An 18,242-nucleotide genomic window follows, 5' to 3' on the forward strand; every position below is an offset into this window, starting at 1 on the left:
TGTTGCGTCGCGGTGATTATGACTCGTTGAGCGAGGGCGTGGGATAGGCCTTGGCCATCTTCGCCCGGGCTTGATCGGTGGAGAACATCCAGCGGATTTGGGCTCCACTTTCGGTGCGTCGTCGCTCCCAGGCCCGGACCTCGGTTTCGAGCAGGTCGCGGTTGTCGATCCGGCGGTCAAGACATTGTCGGCGCATGACGCCGATCTCGATCTCAGCCATGTTGAGCCAGCTGGCGTGCTTGGGCGTGTAGTGGAACGCCAAGCGTCGCAAGATCCGACGCGCTTCGGCGGCGGGGAAGGTCTGATAGACGGCCGACGCGGTGTGGGTTGATAGGTTGTCCATCACGACGCGGACCTTGTCGGCGTCGGGATAGTCCACATCGACCAGGTCGCGCATGCAGATGGCGAAGTCCTGATTGGCGCGTCGATCGGTGACCTTGACCTTGCGCCACGACCGGTTGGCGTCGACCATGACAAAGAGGTTGGCCGTGCCGTTGCGCTTGTACTCGGAGTCGTAGCGGTATCGCTTTCCTGGTTTGGCCACGATGGGCACGCTGACCTCGCCAATGAGTTGGATCGGACTTTCATCGAAGCAGACCACCGGTCGCTTGGGATCATGTGGCTCGGCATAGAGCTCGAGGAGATCTTCCATACGGGCGATGTATTCGCCGTCGATCTTGGCGATGCACCACATCTTCTTTTGCCAAGGCTTCAGATCGTTGTCGTTCAACCGGCGGCGGACGGTGTCGCGCGAGACGCTTGGATGTTCGATCACTTCGACCAGGGCGTTGGCCAAAAGCTTCAAAGTCCAGCGGGCGCATCCCTGTGGCGGATCCGAACAGGCCAGCGCCACCAGTTGCGCCTCCTGCTTGCCGCTCAGCTTGCGCGCAGCCCCCGGACGCGGCTCTTCACTGAGGGCGGCCTCCAGGCTGATCTCCACAAAGCGCTTCTTGGTGCGGTAGATCGTCGAGCCGCTGGTCTGCACCGAGGCGGCGATGGCCTCGTCGGTGACGCCGGCGTCGGCGGCCAACAGGATCTGCATCCGTTTGAGCCGCCGCATGGGCAGTTTGCCTCGGCTCACCAAGGCCTGCAGCTCGTCTCGTTCGGCTTGGCTGAGATCGACCCGATACCCTAAGTTCATTCCCAAAGCCCTTCCTGGTGGAAGAGCCCTGGGTGAATCCACAATGAATCAATTGCTTGACCAAAAAGCGCTGGAGCCCCCAGCCCGGTTCACCGCCAAGCAGGGCCAGTACCTCGCCTTCATCTGGGCCTACGCACAGATCAATCGCCGCGCTCCGGCGGAGGCGGACTTCCAGCACTACTTCAGGGTCACCGCCCCGTCAGTCCACCAGATGCTCAAGACACTCGACCGGCTGGGCTTGATCGACAAACAGCCCGGTGTCGCTCGCAGCATACAGTTGCTAGTCCCCCCACAGGATCTGCCGATCCTTGGCATAGAGACCAACCCGTCATAATCAACGCGACGCGACACTAGTTCTTAAAACCCTTTCTCCTCCGGGAGAGGGTCTCAGAAATCACAGCGCCAGCCCCTCGACAGACTTCTCACCCAGCGCCGCGCGCGCCGCGTCCGAAATCGGCACCACCTTGCGCGCGTCGAGGTCGAAGGCGATCGCCACCGCCTCGGAGGTCCCCCAGGGGCGGCCCGTCGTCGGGTCGAGCATCCAGTGGACCACCCGCATGGCGGCGCCCGTCGTGCCGACCAGGCCCGAACGGATCTCTACCCGGTCGCCCGCCCGGGGCCAGGCCAGCTGGGCGATGCGGTATTCCAGCACGGCCCCGCCGACCTGGGCGGGTGGAGATTCGGCGTGTTCGACCACCGTGTCGCGGAAAGGGCCGATGAAGCTGCCGATGCCGTCCGACACGCGGCCGATGAATTGCTCGGCGCGCATGCGTCCGAACACGTCGCAATCGGTGGCGGCCAGGGCGCCCAGGCTGATGCGTTGCAGGCCCAGCGCGTCTGCGCGCGCCAGGCTGGCGGTGGTCTCGATCGGCCCCAGCTCCAGGCTGCGGGCCCGGGCCATCTCCGGAACCTCGACCTTCAGGACCCGCGCGCGTTCCCGGGTCACCGACGGCCACGGGAAGGCCTCGCCCTCGCGCGGTGTGACGTGGGCGACCGTGGTCTGGAACGTGGCGGCGAGCTGGCCAGTGGCGGTGTGGATCAACAGTTGCAACAGCCGAGCCTCGGTGTCGGTGATCTCGATCACCCCGCCCAGCATATGCAGGGTCGCGCCGGCATGGGCCTCGCGCAGGAAGCGGATGTGCTGCTCGCGAACCAAGATCGTGGCGTTGGCATAGGGCGAAAAGGCGTGGGGCAGGGCCAGCTCGGCCGCGAGTCCCGCCAGGCCCTCCATGGCCCGCGCGACGTAGAAGCGCACGTTCATGTGCCCCATCTCGTCGCAGTCCCAGGTATTGACCCCGCCGCGCCAGATCTCGACGCCGGGGTAGGTCTCGGTGGACGTCATGGGGCGGAGTCTCGGCGATGGAACGGGTGGCTGGACCCTAGCGGGGTTCGCGGCCTATTCGCAATCAGGACGGACGGCGCCTTGGATTGGACGGGGACACACACCCATCCGCCGAGGCTGAAAGTCTAACCCCGACAATCCCCGCATAGCCCGTGCGCTTCGATCGTCACCGCCGTCAGGGCGTAGCCCGCGCTCGCCCCGGCGGCGATGATCTCGGCGCTAGCCCTGGGCTCGATCTCTCGGGTGGCGCCGCAACAGTCGCAGATCAGGAAGGCGGCGGCGTGGCCGTCAGCCTCCTTGCGGCAGGCGACATAGGCGTTGAGGCTCTCGATGCGGTGGGCGAAACCCTGTTTCTCGAGGAAGTCCAGGGCCCGATAGACGGTCGGCGGCTTCGCAGGTGGACCATCAATGGCGTAGCTGGCGATCAGGTCATAGGCCTTCACCGGCTGACCGGCCTGGAGCAGAAGTTCCAGCACCCGGCGGCGCGGCGCGGTCAGTCGCTGGTCGGCCGTCGCGCAGCGCGCCTCGGCGGCGGCGAGTTCCACCGCCAGACTGTCGCCGGCGACGCCGTAGTTATGATGATCGTGGTCGCAAGCGGCGTGGGCCATGGGGCGAGAGGTAGAGGTCTGGGACGTTGGACGCAACTCCTCCCCACCGATCCCACAGGGGAAGAACCTTTTCCGCCGGGGCCGGGACCTTGGAGGAGTCGAGCGAATTTCCAGCCTGAATACTCAACCCATTTCCGCCTCCCCGGCCTTGGTCGGGAAGACGGATGTTGGGGTGTCACCCAGAGCTGAAACCAAAACTATTTCGCGAACAGCTTCTGCCACCGGGGCTTTTCGCGGCCCTTCCAGGCCTCGCGGTGATAGGCGTCCGAGGCGATCAGCGGCACCACGGTGGTGGCTTCGGCGAACACCATCTGCTCATAGGTGGTGTTGACCTTGCCCCAGGAGGCGGCCTCCTTCAGCGTCGAGGACGAGCAGGCGCCGTCGCGCACGTCGGCCACGGTGATCTGGATGGCGTACTTGTGCATCTCGGCCTCGACGCCGAGGATCTCGGCGCAGACCACGGTGTCCTGGGCGAAATTCTTGGGCACGCCGCCGCCGACCATGAACAGGCCGGTGGTGCCAGCCGCGATCTTGATATCCGTCAGTTCGCGGAAGTCCGCCACCGCGTCGATCATCAGATAGGGCTGCTTGGCCGCGATGCGTTCCTTCTGGTGCTTGACCAGGCCAAACCCGGCCGAGCTGTCGACGAAGGCCGGGCAGAAGATCGGCACGCCTTCCTCATAGGCGGTCTGGATCAGCGAGCCGGGCTTCTTGGCGTTGCCTTCGCTGAGCCACTTGCCCATTTCCCAGATGAATTCCCGCGAAGAATAGGCGCGCGGCTCCAGGCGGTTGCAGATTTCCAGGATCGTGTGGTCGCAGTTCTGGAGCTCTTCCTCGTCGATATAGGTGTCGTAGATGCGGTCGATATAGTTGTCGCGCAGCACGTTGTCGTCGACCGGGCCGGCGGCCTGGTAGTGCTTGAAGCCCAGGGCCTCGAAGAAATCCATGTCGACGATCGAGGCGCCGGTGGCGACCACGGCGTCGATCATGCCGTTCTGCACCATGTCGCGGTACACATGCATGCAGCCGCCGGCCGAGGTGGAACCGGCCAGGATCAGCCATGGCGAGCAGTCGCGGTCGGCCAGGGCCATGTTGAAGATGTCGGCGGCGCGGGCGGTGTCGCGGCTGGAGAAGCTCATCTTGCGCATGGCGTCGATGATCGGGCGCGCGTCGAAGCTGGCGATGTCGATGTGCTCGACGACGTTCTGGAGTAGCTCGGCCTTGGTGTTGTTCGGAACGGGAGCGTTCATCGCTTCGGTTTCCCTGACTTTGGACGCCCGTCGTTAGAAGTGGCCATCCACCGGGACGGAGCGACCGGTGGGGGCGATAGCATTGGCGCGGACGGACAAACGTCCGGCGAGCGGGTGGGGTTCTAATCTGTTATCGCCAGACACCCAACCCCGTTTTCCCTGCGAAGGCCGCGACCCAGATTCATCCAGAGAGGCTCTGGGCTTCACCTGGGCCCGGCCGGAGTTTGCCCTGAGGCGCGCGCTACGCGCGACCTGAGGGCCGGGGAGACGGCGTTAGAGCTCGAGCAACAAAGCTCAGGGCGGGTTTAGGACAAAACCGCGACGGATCAGCGACGACGGCGCTTCTTGCCCGCCGCGCCCTTGGGCCGCGAGAAGCGGACGATCTTGCGTTCCTCGGCCTCGGGCCGGGGCGTGGGGATCGAGCGCTTGGCCAAGCCGTACATCGAGGCCATCGGGGCGTCCTGTACCTCGACGGTGTCGATCTCGCCAAAGCCGTTGAAGCGGGTCGACATCGCCACGCCGTAAGCGCCCAGCATGCCGATCTCGATATAGTCGCCCTCGTCGATGCTGTCGGGCAGGTAGAAGGGGCCCGGCATGTGGTCGACGCTGTCGCAGGTGGGGCCGTAGAAGCGGAAGGGGCGCAAGGCCTCCTCCGCCGCCTCGGCGCCGTCCCTGCGGTAGGGCTTGACCGGAAAGGGCCACTTCATGTGCGCCGCGTCGAACAGCGAGCCGTAGGAGCCGTCGTTCAGATAGAGCGCGTCGCCCTTCTTCAGCTCGACCTTGACCAGCAGGGACGAGGCCTCGGCCACCAGGGCCCGACCGGGTTCGCACCACAGCTTCGTGGTCTCGTGGACCATCATGTCGTTGAAGCCGCGGTCGATGGCGGCCAGATATTCCGACATGTCGGGCGGCACCATGCCCGGATAGATCGAGGGAAAACCGCCGCCCACGTCGACGACATCGGCCAGCACGCCGGCGCGAACCAGCGCGCGGGAGGCCTGGGCCATCGCCGCCTGGTAGGCGGTGGGGCGCATGCACTGGCTGCCGACATGGAAGGAAACGCCCATCAGGTCCTGGGTCGCGCGGCGGGCGGCCAGCAGCAGTTCGGGGGCATTGTGCGGCTCGACGCCGAACTTGCCCGACAGGCTGTAGGCCGCGCCCTCGGCCTGGACGCCCATGCGGACGATCAGGTTGAGGTCCTTGGCGTTGCCCGTCGCGTCCTGGATCTTGGCAAGCTCTTCATGGGTGTCGAACGAGAAGGTTCGCACGCCGTGATCGAAATAGGCCGCCGAGATCGCCACGCGGCTTTTCACCGGGTGCATGAATGCCATGCGCGAGCCTGGGGCGTGTTCGCCCACCAGCTCGATCTCGTTGAGCGAGGCCACGTCGAACGAGCGGACGCCGGCCTCCACGAGCTCGCGGAGAACCCACGGTGAAGGATTGGCCTTCACCGCGTAAAAGACGTCGCCCTTGAATTCAGCCTGGAACCAGCGCGCCGCTACGGACACCGCGTCGGGTCGCACGAGTGCGACGGGACGTTCCGGTGACCGCTCACGGACCAGGTCCAGGGGGTTATGGTACGTGTGCAATTCACGTAGACCCCTGCAAAAGTTAAACCCAGGCCGGCGTTAGCAGCGCTTATGAGGACTTCGGGTCCGCCGGAGGGAGCGAAATAGGGTCATCGCTCCTTGATGTAAAGAGTGTTTCGGAGGCGGGGGTTCCGGCCGTTGGCAGGTGAATTGTTCCACGGGCCGTCACAAATCCATTGCGTCCGTGCCCCAAACCGACGAACGCACTTCCCTGCGCCAGAAACCTCGTTAAGGATTCGCCCCGACCATGATGTCGGAACCCGTTCTCTCGATCCGCGCCGCCTCCAAGACCTTCGGGTCGCGCAGGGCGCTGGACGCCGTTTCGCTCGATGTGAGTCGCGGCGAGATGATAGCGCTCATCGGTCCGTCGGGTTCGGGCAAATCGACGCTTTTGCGCTCGATCGACGGGTTGCAGACGGTGGATGCCCCTCTGAACGGCAAGGAGGGCGAGGGCGTGATCACCGCGTTCGGCGGCCCGGTGCAGGCCAAGGGACGGGTCAGCGACCATGTCCGCAAGGCCCGGGTTCGCATCGGCTTCATCGCCCAGCAGTTCAATCTGGTCGGACGCCTCTCGTTATTTACCAACGTCGCCCTGGGCTCGCTGGGGCGGATTGGTCCGGTGCGCGGTTTCTTCGGCGCCTGGCCGGCCGAGACGCGGCTGGCGGCCATGGCGGCCCTGCACCGGGTCGGCGTCGCCGACTATGCCGCCCAGCGCGCCAACACCCTGTCGGGCGGCCAGCAGCAGCGCGGCGCCATCGCCCGGGCCCTGGTCCAGAAGGCCAAGATCATCCTCGCCGATGAACCGGTCGCCTCGCTCGACCCCGTCTCGGCCCGCAAGGTCATGGAGATCCTCCGTGATCTGAACAAGTCCGATGGCCTGACCGTCGTGGTCACCCTGCACCAGGTCGATTACGCCCTGCGCTATTGCGACCGCGTGGTGGCGCTGAAGGCCGGCCAAAAGGTCTATGACGGCCCGACCGACGGTCTTGACCGCGCCAAACTCATCGACATTTACGGCCCGGAATTCGAGGACGTATTCTGGGAAGGAGCTCCGCAATGATCCGCTGCCGCACTGCTATGGCCGGCCTCGCCGCCGCTGTCGCCACCCTGGCCCTGGCCGGCTGCGCGCCGAAATCCGAGGTCCCCAAGGCCAAGGACACCATCACCTTCTCGATCCTGTCCACCGAGTCGGCCCAGAACATGGAGGGCTACTGGAAGCCCATCCTGGCCGACATGGAGACGTCGACCGGCATGAAGGTGAAGCCGTTCTTCTCGTCCAACTATTCGTCGCTGATCGTCGCCATGGGCGCCAAACAGACCGACGTCGGCTGGTTCTCCAACCAGTCGGGCCTGGAGGCCGTGCGCCGCTCGAACGGCGAGGTCTTCGCCCGCACCTTCGACCCGTCGGGCGTCGACGGCTACAAGTCGGTGATCATCGTGCCGGCCGACAGCAATCTCACCGTCGAGGGGCTGCTTAAATGCGACAAGACCCTGAACTTCGGGATCGGCGACAAGAAATCGACCTCGGGCACCCTGGCCCCGATGACCTATCTGTTCATCCCGGCCAACAAGAAGCCCGAGACCTGTTTCAAGACCGTGCTCAGCGCCAGCCATGACGCCAATCTGTTCGCGGTGGCCAATCACAAGCTGGACGCCTCAACAAACAACTCCACCGCGCTGGGCCTCAACCGCCTGGCCAAGGGCGGCGCCCAGGCCAACAAGGTCAAGGTGATCTGGGAGTCACCCACCTTGCCGGAAGACCCCATCGTCTGGCGCAAGGACCTCGACCCAGTGATCAAGGAAAAGCTGCGTCAGTTTTTCCTGACCTATGGCCAGGGCGACACTCCGGCCGCGGCCCAGCAACGCGCCAATCTCAAGCGCCTTAGCATGGGCGGCTTCAAGGCCGCCGATGACAGCCACTTGCTTGTGGTGCGCGAAATGGAAGCCCTGGAAAACGTCGGCCTGGCCCGCGAAGCCGGCGATCCCGCCAAGCTGGCGGCCGCCGAGAAGACGCTGGCAGGCATCAAGGCCGAGCGCGTGATCGCCGACGGCAAGGCCGGCGTCTCCGCCCCGGCCAACTGATCGCCCAATGTCCAACACCGCGATGAGCGCCGTTCCCCCGCCGCCGAGCAAGCCGATCTCGGCGCGGGCCTTCGACGTCCTGCTGTGGGGCGGCGTCATCGCCTTGCTGGTGATCAGTTTCAAGCCGGCCGAAATCGACAAGTTCCCGCAACTCTTCATCGAAGCCGGCAAGATGCAGGAGTTCGGGCGTGGCTTCTTCTCGCCGTTCGTTGATCGCCAGGCGTTTCTGGCCGCCGACTGGCCCCTCTATATCGGCAAGATGTGGCAGACCATCCAGATGGCGCTGTGGGGCACGGCCCTGGCGATCATCGTCGCCATCCCGCTCGGTTTGCTGGGCGCGCGCAACATCAGCCCATGGTGGATCCAGCAGCCTGTTCGCCGCCTGCTCGACATCATCCGCTCGTTGCCCGACCTGGTGGTGGCGCTGATCTTCATCACCGCCGTGGGCCTTGGTCCCTTCGCGGGCGTCATGGCCCTGATGTTCAATACCGGCGGCGTGCTGGCCAAGCTGTTCGCCGAGGCGGTCGAGTCGATCGACAAGGGCCCGGTCGAGGGCGTGCGCGCCACCGGAGCGGGCAAGCTGCAGGAAGTGGTCTGGGGGGTGATCCCGCAGGTCGCGCCGCTGTGGACCAGCTATGCGCTCTACCGCTTCGAGTCCTCCAGCCGTTCGGCGACGGTCCTGGGGCTGATCGGCGCCGGGGGTGTCGGCCAGGTGCTGCTGGATTCGATCAACGGCTTCCAGTACGACCAGACCGGCTGCATCGTACTGGTCATCGTGGTGGCCGTATCCTTGATCGACCTGCTGTCGCAGATCATCCGCACACGGCTGCTGTAGGCTTCCTCTATATCCTTTCATCCCGACAAAAGTCGGGACCCAGCTGGAATGGCTTTGGGGCTTACGCCAGGCGCTCTGAGTCCTTCCAATCATCCACACCGCGCTGGGATCTGGGTCCCAACATTCGCCGGGATGAGCGGAATTTGGAGGGCGGGGCGATCAGAAAACCCGCCCGTGAACGGACGATGCCGCGTCCGATCCTGTGGCCCTCTGGCAACAGTTAACACCTTGAAAAGCCGTGTCACGCAGCTGTCATCAAAGGGTGGCGGAACCGTCACGGGTCCCCCGTAAAGCGCTCCTACCTGATCCGGACCAACGGACAGGGGGCAAAGCCTAAGGGGATTTCTCACATGCGGATCAAGACCTCGCTGGTCAGTGGCGCGGCGCTGGGCGCCATGCTCGCCTGCGGCCTCGGCGTCGCGGCTCACGCGCAAGACACCACGGTCGCCTGGAAGGGCGCGCCGCAATGGACCAATGACGACGTCTATTTCAAGGTCCGCGGTCGGATCCTGCTCGACGGCGTGTTCCAGGACGTCAATCGCAACGGCGCGGCCACCGACTACAAGACCAGCAACATTCGCGGTCGCCAGGTGTTCCTCGGCGTCGAAGGCAAGCTGAACAACGCCATCGCCTACAAGGCCGAAGGCGGTGCGGTGAACGGCGGCGGCTGGTCCTGGGACGACGTGGTCATCGAGCTCAAGCCGACCGAGTTCAGCTCGATCCTGTTTGGTAACATCAAGGCCGCCGGCCTCGAAAACCTGACCTCCACCCGTTTCACCACCTTCATGGACCGCGGTCCCTATGGTGACTTCGGCGTCGACAGCTACCTGCTCAGCGTCGTCGGCAAGGTCAATGGTCCCAACTGGAGCGTCACCGGCGCCGTCCAGGGCGACAGCATCAACAACGCTGACATCAATAACACCGCCGCCAGCCTGACCACCAACCAGAACTCCAACGAGCGTCTGGGCTTCACCCTTCGCGGCCATTACGCCCCGATCCTGACCGACACCGACAAGGTCCACCTGGCCCTGTCGGCCCGCAGCCGCAACCACGGCAACGAAGCCGCCTTCGCCTATCAAGGCCGCACCGACACCAACTACGGCAACTCGGGCCGTTACTACAGCACGGGCGCGATCGGCGACTCCGACCAGACCTTCGCCGCCGAAGGCGCCTGGATCCACAACAACCTGTCGATCCAGAGCGAATTCTCGGACATCAAGGTCAAGCGTCTGGCCACGGTGGCTCCGGGTTCGAACGCGGACATCAAGGTCGGCTACGCCTTCGTCAGCTTCTGGCCGACGGGCGAGACCCGCAACTACGATCCGGCCGCTGGCGAAATGAAGCGTCCGAAGATCCTCAACCCGATCACCGCTGGCGGCTTCGGCGGCGTGGAACTGGGCCTGCGCTACGACTATGCCGACCTGAACGACGCCTACGACACCGCTTCGACCGCCGCCGGTCGGACCCTGTCGCAAGACGCCGGCAAGTACACCGCCTGGACCCTGGGCGTGAACTACTACCCGACCGCCTATGTGCGCTTCATGGCTAACTACACCGACGGCTCGGTTGACCCCGTCGTCGTCGGCCGCGGTTCGGACATCAAGCAACTGCAGTTCCGCGCCCAGCTGGACTTCTAAGACCGACGGGCCGGCCGCCAGGCCGGCCCGTCTTCCTTTTCAGCACTTGAGACTTCCAGGAGTCCTCCATGAAAAAGCTGCTTTCCTGCGCGGCCGCCGCCGTCGCCCTCTCGGGCTTCGCCGCCGCCCCCGCCTTCGCCGCCCGTGACTATGTCTGGGCCGCCGGTTCGTCGACCGTGTTCCCGTTCGCCACCCGCACCGCCGAAAACTTCGCCAAGAAGTCCGGCAAGAAGGCTCCGAAGGTCGAAAGCCTGGGCACCGGCGGCGGCATCAAGCTGTTCTGCTCGGGCACGGGCGAAGGCTTCCCCGACATCGCCAACGCGTCGCGTCCGATGAAGAAGTCGGAATTCGACGCCTGCGCCGCCAAGGGCGTCAAGGACATCGTCGCCATCAAGGTCGGCTTCGACGGCATCGTCATCGCCACCGACAAGGACGGCGCCGACTACAATTTCAAGACCGAGCACCTGTATATGGGCTTGGCCAAGACCGTGCTGAAGGGTGGCCAGTTCGTCGCCAACCCTTATCACAACTGGGATGACGTCGGGGCCGGCCTGCCCGGCAACCGTATCCAGGTCTATGGCCCGCCGCCCACCTCGGGCACCCGCGACGCCTTCGTGGAACTGGCCATCGAAGCCGGCGCCCGCAAGTTCCCGACCGCCGACGCCCTGCGCTCGGACAACGAAAAGAAGTTCAAGTCGCTGGTCGATCCGCTGCGGAACGACGGCTGGATCGACGCTGGCGAGAACGACAACGCCATCGTTGGCACCCTGACCAAGACCCCCGGCTCGCTGGGCGTCTTCGGCTGGTCCTATCTCGAAGAGAACATGGACAAGATCAAGGGCTCCTCGGTCAACGGCGTGCGTCCCTCGCCCCAGACCATCGCCGACGGCTCCTACCCGCTGTCGCGTAGCCTCTACATCTACGTCAAGAAGGCCAATATCGGCGTGACGCCGGGCCTGGCCGAGTTCGTGACCGAGTTCACCTCGGATGCGGCCACCGGTCGTGGCGGCTATCTGCAAGGCCGCGGCCTGATCCCGCTGCCCCCCGGCCAGCACGAAGCCCAGAAGGCCGTCGGCAACAACAAGACGACGATGCCGCGTCCGGCTCTGTAAGCCGGCTCTGTAAGCCGGCTCTGTATGAGCGGGGCTTCGAGGCGCCTGTCACCAGGCGCTCCGAGCTTAAACAAGACAGCGCCGCGGTCCCCAGTGGGCCGCGGCGTTTTCTTTTGTATAGTGGGGGGATCGCGGCCTGCCCGGCCGCTTCACCCGCCCAGGGACCATGATCCTCCTCGCGCTCGTCGTCGTCTTCTTCCTCGTTCTGTTGAACGGGGTTCTGTCCATGTCCGAACTTGCGGTGGTGTCGGCCCGCCGCGCACGGCTCCAGACCTTCGCCGACAGGGGCGACAAGGGCGCCAGGCTCGCCCTGGCCATGGCCGAGCACCCCACGCGGTTCCTGTCGGCCGTGCAGGTCGGCATCACCTTGATCGGCATCCTGGCCGGCGCCTATGGCCAGGCCACCATCGCCGGAGCGCTTGACGTCTGGCTACACGACAAGCCCGTCGTCGGCCCCCATTCCGAGGCTATCGCCACCACCCTCGTCGTCATCGGCCTGACCTACGTCTCGGTGATCCTCGGCGAGCTGGTGCCCAAGCGCCTGGCCCTGCTGTTCCCGGACGTCATCGCCCGCCGCATGTCGCCGTTCCTGGCCTTGATGGCCACGGTGCTGCGCCCATTCGTCACCGTGCTCACCGTCTCGACCGCCGCCATCCTCAAGCTGATGGGCGTGCGCGACGAGCGGACCAATGACATGACCGCCGAAGAGGTCGAGACTGTGCTGGCCGAGGGCGCCGACGCCGGCTTGATCGAGCCCGAGGAGCGGGCGATGATCAATGAGGTCATGCGCCTGGGCGACCGGCCGGTCCGCGTGGCCATGACCCCGCGCCGCGACCTGTTCTGGATCTCGCTGTCCGACACCCAGGAAGAGATCCTGGCCGAAATCCGCGCCTGCCCCTATTCGCGCATTGTGGTGGCCAGCGAGGACGATCTGGACGGCGAGATCGGCGTGATCCTCAAGAAGGACCTGCTGGACGCCTGCCTGGGCGGCGCCGAGATCGACATCCGCAGCCACATCCAGCAGCCCATCGCCATTCCCGAGACCATGTCGCTGCTGCGGGCCATGGCGGTGTTCAAGCAGACGCCGCTGCACATGGCCTTGGTGGTCGACGAGTTCGGCTCGATCCAGGGGGTGATCACGCCTTTGGATCTGCTGGAAATGATCGCCGGCGACTTCCCCGAGGACCACGACGAGACCGAGACCCGCATCCTGCGCCGCGAGGATGGCACCTGGCTGGTCGACGCCCGCGTCGACATTCTCGAGCTCAACGACGCCCTGGGCGAGAACTTCGAGGCCGAGGGCGGCTATCACACGGTGGCCGGCCTGCTGCTCGACCGGCTGGGACGGATCCCCCGCGAGGGCGAGATCGTCGAGCTGGGCGGCTTCGACGCCGAGGTGGTGGATATGGACGGCTCGCGGATCGACAAGGTGATCCTGCGGTGCGTGCCGGTGAAGGGGGAGTAGGGGGATGTCGTTGAGCAACGATGTCTCACGTCGGTGAAGAGCCTGACGATAGAGATCGGCGGTTGGGCAGCCGTTATCTTGATGAGCGCAGGCGCCGGCCTGTTCATATGGGCCTTCGGGAATCGGCATCAGATGGCGTGGGAGTGGGCGCAGGAAGCCGGTGTCGATCTTTCGATTTGGCTTCGGCTCGCAGCCGTATTCCTGATTGGTGGACTATGTCTCTTGGCGATCACCAAGCTGCCGGATCGCAAGTAGAGCAGTTGGACAGGCCGTTCATCCGCCCCGGATGGGGCCGCACCTTAAACCCTTGGTGGATCGGAGCTCTGGCGTCTGGCCGGGTCAGGGACGACGCGAAGCGTCGCCGCGACGCGGACGCCGGAGGCGGTCCTTGACGCGGCCAGACGCCAGAGCATGCTCGCCATCAAGGTTTCCCGGGCGGGGCCTTGCCGAGGCGAGCAGTTCGTGAAAAGGCGCGGCTTCGGATGTGGGATCACATCCACTTGCCCCACCTGACGGCTTCGCCGTCTGGCGCGGCGAGGGGACGGAGCCTCGCGCACCTGGAACTCTTCCCCCTATGGGGGAAGACGATCGCGAAGCGATCCGTAGGGGCAAGAGCGTGAGCCGCTGACCAAAGATCCCAAGTTGCGCCCTCGCCGCCGCGCCCCTAGCTTCGCCGCAAATCCACCACGGAAAACCCGATGACCGATCCTGGCCCCTGGGGCGCCCCGCCGCCTCCGGCCAAGCCCGCGCACGCGCCGCCCGCCTCCTGGCGCCGCCGGCTGCTGTGGCTGGTCTTCGTGATCGGCGGCGGCGCGCTGGCGGCGATCCTGCTGCACGTCGCGCCCTGGGCGCTGCGCACCGGATACGACTGGACATTCGTAGTGATGTGGGGCGGTTTCCTGCTGCTGATGTCGCTGGGCCTGATGACCGCCCGTCGGGGCGACATCCTCAAGGGCGTCAGCCATGCGGCGATCTGGCTGGCGGTCGTTGGCCTGCTGGCCTTCGGCTACCTCTACCGCGCCGAACTGGCCGAGGCGCCGCTGCGCCTGCGCATGGCCCTGAACGTCGGGGCGCCGGTGGCGACGGGAGAGCGGGAGCTGCGCGTGGCCCAGACCGAGGGCGGGGCCTTCGTGATCGTGGGCCAGGTCAATGGCCAGCCCGTGCTGTTCATGGTCGACACCGGCGCTACGGACACCGTGCTCAGCCCGGCCGACGCCAGGCGGGTGGGGATCGATGTCGAGCATCTGAACTACGACCAGACCGCCGAGACGGCCAATGGCCTGGGTTCTGGCGCGGCCTGGACCGCCGATCGCCTGGCCGTGGGAGGCCTTGAACTCGGCGCCTTCCCGATGGTGGTCAACAAGGCCCCGATGGGCGGCTCTCTGCTGGGGATGAGTTTCCTGGACGAGCTGGCGTCGTTCGAGGTGCGGGATCGGACGCTGATCCTGCGCTGGCGGGAGGGCGCGGGATCACACCCACTTGCCCCCATCTGACGGCTTCGCCGTCTGTCCGCCCCCATAGGGGGCGAAGCCCCGCGCGTTAGGCTCTTCCCCCTATGGGGAAAGACGGTCGCGCAGCGACCCGTAGGGGGCAAGGGCGTGAGCCGCCTAGGCCGCCGGCCTACGCCGCAGCCGCGCCAGCCGTCGCAGCCGCCGCCAGAACCGGGTCTTTTCCGGCTCCGGATAGGGCTGGAGGTTCTTGAAGAACTCCTCGGCGCACGCCCGCCACGAGAAGCCCTCGGCGAACTTTCGCACCACCGCGTGGTCGAGGTCCAGGCACGCCAGGCACGCCTCGCGCAGGCCGTCGGTCTGGCCCGGCGCCAGCATGCCGGCCCCCGAGCCGGGGATGATGTCGATGGGCCCCGGGGCCGAGAAGGCCGCGACCGGCACGCCGGCGGCCATGGCCTCCAGGATCACCAGGCCGAAGGTGTCGGTCAGGGACGGGAAGCAGAACACGTCGGCGCAGGCGAAATAGCGGGCCAGCTCCTCGCCGAACTTGGCCCCGGCGAACACCACGTCGGGATATTTATCGGCCAACTCCTCGCGCTGCGGGCCATCGCCGACGATCACCGTGGTGCCGGGCAGATCCAGGCCGGCGAAGGCCTCGATGTTCTTCTCGACGGCCACGCGGCCCACATTGAGGAAGATCGGCCGCGGCATCCCTTCGAACACGTCCGGCTCGCCGGGCTCGCGCGGCTTGAACACCTCGGTGTCGACGCCGCGCGTCCAGGGCGAGATGTTGCGAAAGCCGTGACGGATCAGCTCGTCGCGCATGGTGGGGGTGGCCACCATCAGCCGGCCCGACGGCTTGTGGAACCAGCGCATGTAGGTGTAGCCGGCCGACAATGGCAGCGGCAGGCGCGCCGACACATACTCAGGGAATCTTGTGTGATAGCTGGTGGTGAACGGCAGCTTCCACTCCAGGCAGATGCGGCGGGCGGCCAGGCCGATCGGACCCTCGGTGGCGATGTGGATCGCCTCGGGCTCGAACGACTTGAAGCGCTCCATCACCGGCTCATAGGCGCCGATGGCCAGCTTGATCTCCGGATAGGTCGGCAGCGGGAAGGTGGGGAACTGGTCGGGACTGACGACATCGACCTCATGGCCCATGGCTTTCAGCTCGCCCATCACCTTGGTGAGTGTGCGAACCACGCCATTGACCTGCGGTTCCCAAGCATCGGTGGCAAGTAGTATCCGCATCAGGCGGCGGCAGGCTCCGCAAGAGGGGGCTCGAAGGAGAGCGCCCGCGCCCGATCGATCACCGACCAGGACCTAAGCTTGGACCATTCCAATATTTCGAGCCGTCCGTCCATATGTTCCACGAGCGCGGTGCAGCTTTCCACCCAGTCGCCGTCATTGACATAGAGCACACCGTCGATCTCGCGCATCTCCGCCTTGTGGATATGTCCGCAGATGACGCCGTCGACGCCGCGCCGGCGGGCCTCGTCGGCGACCGCGGCCTCGAAATTCTCGATGAATTGCAGGGCGTTCTTTACCTTAACCTTCAGATAGGCCGAGAGGCTCCAATAGCCGAAACCCATCCTGCGACGCGCGCGGTTCAGCAAGGTGTTCAGCATCAGGACGGTTCTATAGGACCAATCCCCGAGGAAGGCGAGCCACTTGGCGTGCTGCACCACCCCGTCGAACTCGTCGCCATGCACCACCAAATAGCGCTTGCCGTCGGCGGCCTCGTGGATCACGTCGCGGGCCACCACCACCCCGCCGAAGTGGGTGCCGCAGAAGTCGCGGATGCGGTCGTCGTGGTTGCCGGGGATGTAGATCACCTCGACGCCCTTGCGGGCCAGGCGCAGGATCTTCTGGACCACGTCATTGTGGCTCTGCGGCCAGTACCAGCCGCTGCGCAGCTTCCAGCCGTCGATGATGTCGCCGACCAGATAGAGCCGGTCGCATTCCACGTGGCGGATGAAGTCGAGCAACAGCTCGGCCTGGCAGCCGCGGGTGCCCAAGTGCACGTCGCTGATGAAGATCGAGCGGTAACGTCGAATTTCGATGTCGGTGTCGGTGACCATGGCTTGCCCCTCAAGCGGTTGCCCCAAGCGGGGTCCCAAGCGGCGCCCATGGCCTTCACCGAACGGTCCGCCCCCGGACCGATCGCGACCAAGGCGAGCACCTGCGGCGATTAAGCTGATTGCATGTCGCTTTGATGAAACCACCCGAATGCATGGGCCCGCGTAACGCCGCGTCGCAGCAACGCCTGGAATTTCACCATCGGATAAATCTTCCGCGACAAGGCCCAGCCTAGGGGCGATGGGCTGTTGCGGTGCAACATCCGTTTGACTAGATCAATGGCCATGGACGCCGCCCGCCTCGCCAAGGATACGCCCAAGTCGTTGAAGACCCGGGCGCGGATTCTCGACTGCGCCATGCGGCTGATCGCTGAGCTGGGCTACCACGCGGCCAGCAATCCCGTGATCGCCGAGGCGGCCGGCTTGACGCGCGGGGCGATGCTCTACCACTTCCCCACCCGCGAGGCCCTGGTCGAGGCCGCCGTCGCCCATGTCCAGGCCGAGCGCTCGACCCTGTTCCGCGCCGCCGCCGACACCCTGCCGTCCGGCGCCGACGTCACCGAGCACGCGATCGACTCCTATTGGGACCTGCTGCACAGCATCCCGTTCATGGCCTTCGCAGAGCTCGAACTGGCCGGCCGCACCGACCCCGCCGTCCAGGCCTTGCTGGCCCCGGCCCAGGCCGAGTTCGACCGCGCCCAGGCGGGGGACCACTTCCTGAAGATCCTCCACGCCGGGGCGGGGCCGCGCTTCCAGGCCAGCCGGGATCTGGCGCGGTTCATGCTGGAGGGACTGGCGCGCAGCACCCTGACCTATGACGGCGACGGACGGCGCGAGCGGCTGCTGATGCTGATCAAGCGGGCGACGCACATGCTGAACCGCAAGGGGGATGTGCAGGATCTGTGGCCGGATTAGGAGCCAATTCCCGCTTTCGACCCTTTGCGGACCTGAGAATGAGGCCGCTTTGGCTGCCGCCAAACAGGTCGCCATTTCGCGCTTCAACCGGTTGAAGGCACGGCGACGGGCGTCAATGGTCAATGCTAGGAATGGAATACGCCTCCCTTGCAACGCAAAGCTTCATCACCACCTGCTGCTTAGGGAGCTCGACCATGATCATCCTGACCCTACTTTTCGCGATGACATTCGGCCTTGTGCTGTCCGGCAGGGGCACGTGGCTTGGCGATGCGCTTTACAAGGCCTTGGTGGAGAGGCCTGCGGAAAGCCTAAATCGGGGTCCGATTGCCGTGGCTGCGTATGTGGCCGCGGCATTGATGCTTGCTGGTTTCGCGGTCGTGGCGCCCGAACTCATTCCGTTGGCGGCGGCAGTCGATTTCGCGCTTGCTGTTGAACTTGCGGCCCTTGTGTTTGTGGCCCGCGCCAGCAGTTGGACAGGTGTTGCGCGCCGATTTGTATTGAGCCAGCCGAGACAGCTCGCAAGCGGGCTGTTCCGACCCTCTTCGCGCACTCGCCAGCATCGGCCGAAGCGTAAGCGTCAGAGCTGTGCTCAAAACGACCCAGAAGCGTGGCCACTGGCCTTCGCTTGAGGGCTGATGTCCGCTTCCCACCCTTCTCAGCCCTTCGGAACGCCCGCTTCCTGGCGCAAGCCCACCATCCGCCCCGGATGTGGCTGCGCCTTAAACCCTTGGTGGATCGGA

18 protein-coding genes are annotated in these 18,242 nt (G+C 65.5%); 11 read left to right on the plus strand and 7 right to left on the minus strand.

Features of this window, described 5'->3' with window-relative positions; genetic code table 11:
• Positions 1–16: 16 nt before the first annotated feature.
• Positions 17–1,141, minus strand: coding sequence for an IS630 family transposase (locus tag ACP694_RS05205; protein ID WP_426010955.1), 1,125 nt, complete (start codon positions 1,139–1,141; stop codon positions 17–19).
• A 52-nt stretch (positions 1,142–1,193) separates the two neighbouring features.
• Here ACP694_RS05205 and ACP694_RS05210 point away from each other — a divergent pair, with 52 nt between their 5' ends.
• Positions 1,194–1,475 carry a LexA family protein gene (locus ACP694_RS05210; protein WP_426010956.1) on the plus strand — a complete coding sequence of 94 codons (282 nt, stop codon included), beginning with the start codon at positions 1,194–1,196 and terminating at the stop codon, positions 1,473–1,475.
• Positions 1,476–1,535: 60 nt separating this feature from the next.
• Here the strand turns inward: ACP694_RS05210 and ACP694_RS05215 are convergent, their stop codons facing one another.
• The 4 genes from ACP694_RS05215 to ACP694_RS05230 all read right to left on the minus strand — a co-directional run bounded on the left by ACP694_RS05215 (position 1,536) and on the right by ACP694_RS05230 (position 5,930).
• A complete protein-coding gene (locus ACP694_RS05215) occupies positions 1,536–2,483 on the minus strand; it encodes a thioesterase family protein (protein WP_426010957.1) in 948 nt (315 codons plus the stop codon).
• A 125-nt stretch (positions 2,484–2,608) separates the two neighbouring features.
• Positions 2,609–3,091 carry a transcriptional repressor gene (locus ACP694_RS05220; RefSeq protein ID WP_426010959.1) on the minus strand — a complete coding sequence of 161 codons (483 nt, stop codon included), beginning with the start codon at positions 3,089–3,091 and terminating at the stop codon, positions 2,609–2,611.
• Between the two features lie 197 nt (positions 3,092–3,288).
• On the minus strand, positions 3,289–4,341 hold the full coding sequence (locus ACP694_RS05225; RefSeq protein WP_426010960.1) for a 1,9-bis(guanidino)-5-aza-nonane synthase: 1,053 nt from the start codon (positions 4,339–4,341) through the stop codon (positions 3,289–3,291).
• 326 nt (positions 4,342–4,667) lie between these two features.
• Positions 4,668–5,930 (minus strand): type III PLP-dependent enzyme, encoded by a 1,263-nt coding sequence (locus ACP694_RS05230; RefSeq protein ID WP_426010961.1) that lies wholly within the window; start codon positions 5,928–5,930, stop codon positions 4,668–4,670.
• Positions 5,931–6,177: 247 nt separating this feature from the next.
• On the opposite strand from ACP694_RS05230, the gene phnC reads away from it, so the two are divergent.
• From phnC to ACP694_RS05270, 8 genes are all read left to right on the plus strand, one after another.
• On the plus strand, positions 6,178–6,990 hold the full coding sequence (gene phnC, locus ACP694_RS05235; protein WP_426010963.1) for a phosphonate ABC transporter ATP-binding protein: 813 nt from the start codon (positions 6,178–6,180) through the stop codon (positions 6,988–6,990).
• Positions 6,987–8,012 (plus strand): phosphate/phosphite/phosphonate ABC transporter substrate-binding protein, encoded by a 1,026-nt coding sequence (gene phnD, locus ACP694_RS05240; RefSeq protein WP_426010964.1) that lies wholly within the window; start codon positions 6,987–6,989, stop codon positions 8,010–8,012. Before phnC ends, phnD begins: the two co-directional genes overlap by 4 nt.
• A 7-nt stretch (positions 8,013–8,019) precedes the next feature.
• Positions 8,020–8,847, plus strand: coding sequence for a phosphonate ABC transporter, permease protein PhnE (gene phnE, locus ACP694_RS05245; protein ID WP_426010965.1), 828 nt, complete (start codon positions 8,020–8,022; stop codon positions 8,845–8,847).
• A 350-nt stretch (positions 8,848–9,197) separates the two neighbouring features.
• Complete coding sequence (locus tag ACP694_RS05250; protein WP_426010966.1) at positions 9,198–10,484, plus strand: OprO/OprP family phosphate-selective porin; 1,287 nt, start codon at positions 9,198–9,200, stop codon at positions 10,482–10,484.
• A 68-nt stretch (positions 10,485–10,552) separates the two neighbouring features.
• Positions 10,553–11,596: a substrate-binding domain-containing protein gene (locus ACP694_RS05255; RefSeq protein ID WP_426010968.1), complete on the plus strand. Its 1,044-nt coding sequence runs from the start codon at positions 10,553–10,555 to the stop codon at positions 11,594–11,596.
• A gap of 166 nt (positions 11,597–11,762) precedes the next feature.
• Positions 11,763–13,061, plus strand: coding sequence for a hemolysin family protein (locus ACP694_RS05260; protein WP_426010969.1), 1,299 nt, complete (start codon positions 11,763–11,765; stop codon positions 13,059–13,061).
• Between the two features lie 33 nt (positions 13,062–13,094).
• Positions 13,095–13,316, plus strand: a complete 222-nt coding sequence (locus tag ACP694_RS05265; protein WP_426010971.1) for a hypothetical protein — start codon at positions 13,095–13,097, stop codon at positions 13,314–13,316.
• 443 nt (positions 13,317–13,759) lie between these two features.
• Positions 13,760–14,554, plus strand: a complete 795-nt coding sequence (locus ACP694_RS05270) for a retropepsin-like aspartic protease family protein (protein WP_426010972.1) — start codon at positions 13,760–13,762, stop codon at positions 14,552–14,554.
• Positions 14,555–14,668: 114 nt separating this feature from the next.
• Here ACP694_RS05270 and ACP694_RS05275 read toward each other — a convergent pair whose 3' ends face one another.
• A complete protein-coding gene (locus tag ACP694_RS05275; RefSeq protein WP_426010974.1) occupies positions 14,669–15,760 on the minus strand; it encodes a glycosyltransferase family 4 protein in 1,092 nt (363 codons plus the stop codon).
• The gene (locus tag ACP694_RS05280) at positions 15,760–16,590 is read right to left on the minus strand and encodes a UDP-2,3-diacylglucosamine diphosphatase (protein ID WP_426010975.1); all 831 of its coding nucleotides are present in this window, start codon (positions 16,588–16,590) and stop codon (positions 15,760–15,762) included. Before ACP694_RS05280 ends, ACP694_RS05275 begins: the two co-directional genes overlap by 1 nt.
• A 282-nt stretch (positions 16,591–16,872) precedes the next feature.
• Between ACP694_RS05280 and ACP694_RS05285 the strand changes: the two genes are divergently transcribed.
• Entirely contained in the window at positions 16,873–17,502 is a 630-nt protein-coding gene (locus ACP694_RS05285) for a TetR/AcrR family transcriptional regulator (protein ID WP_426010977.1), read from the plus strand.
• Positions 17,503–17,696: 194 nt separating this feature from the next.
• Entirely contained in the window at positions 17,697–18,131 is a 435-nt protein-coding gene (locus tag ACP694_RS05290) for a hypothetical protein (RefSeq protein ID WP_426010978.1), read from the plus strand.
• The last annotated feature ends 111 nt before the right edge of the window (positions 18,132–18,242 follow it).

The organism is Caulobacter sp. DWR2-3-1b2, assembly GCF_049896345.1.
GTDB lineage: Bacteria > Pseudomonadota > Alphaproteobacteria > Caulobacterales > Caulobacteraceae > Caulobacter.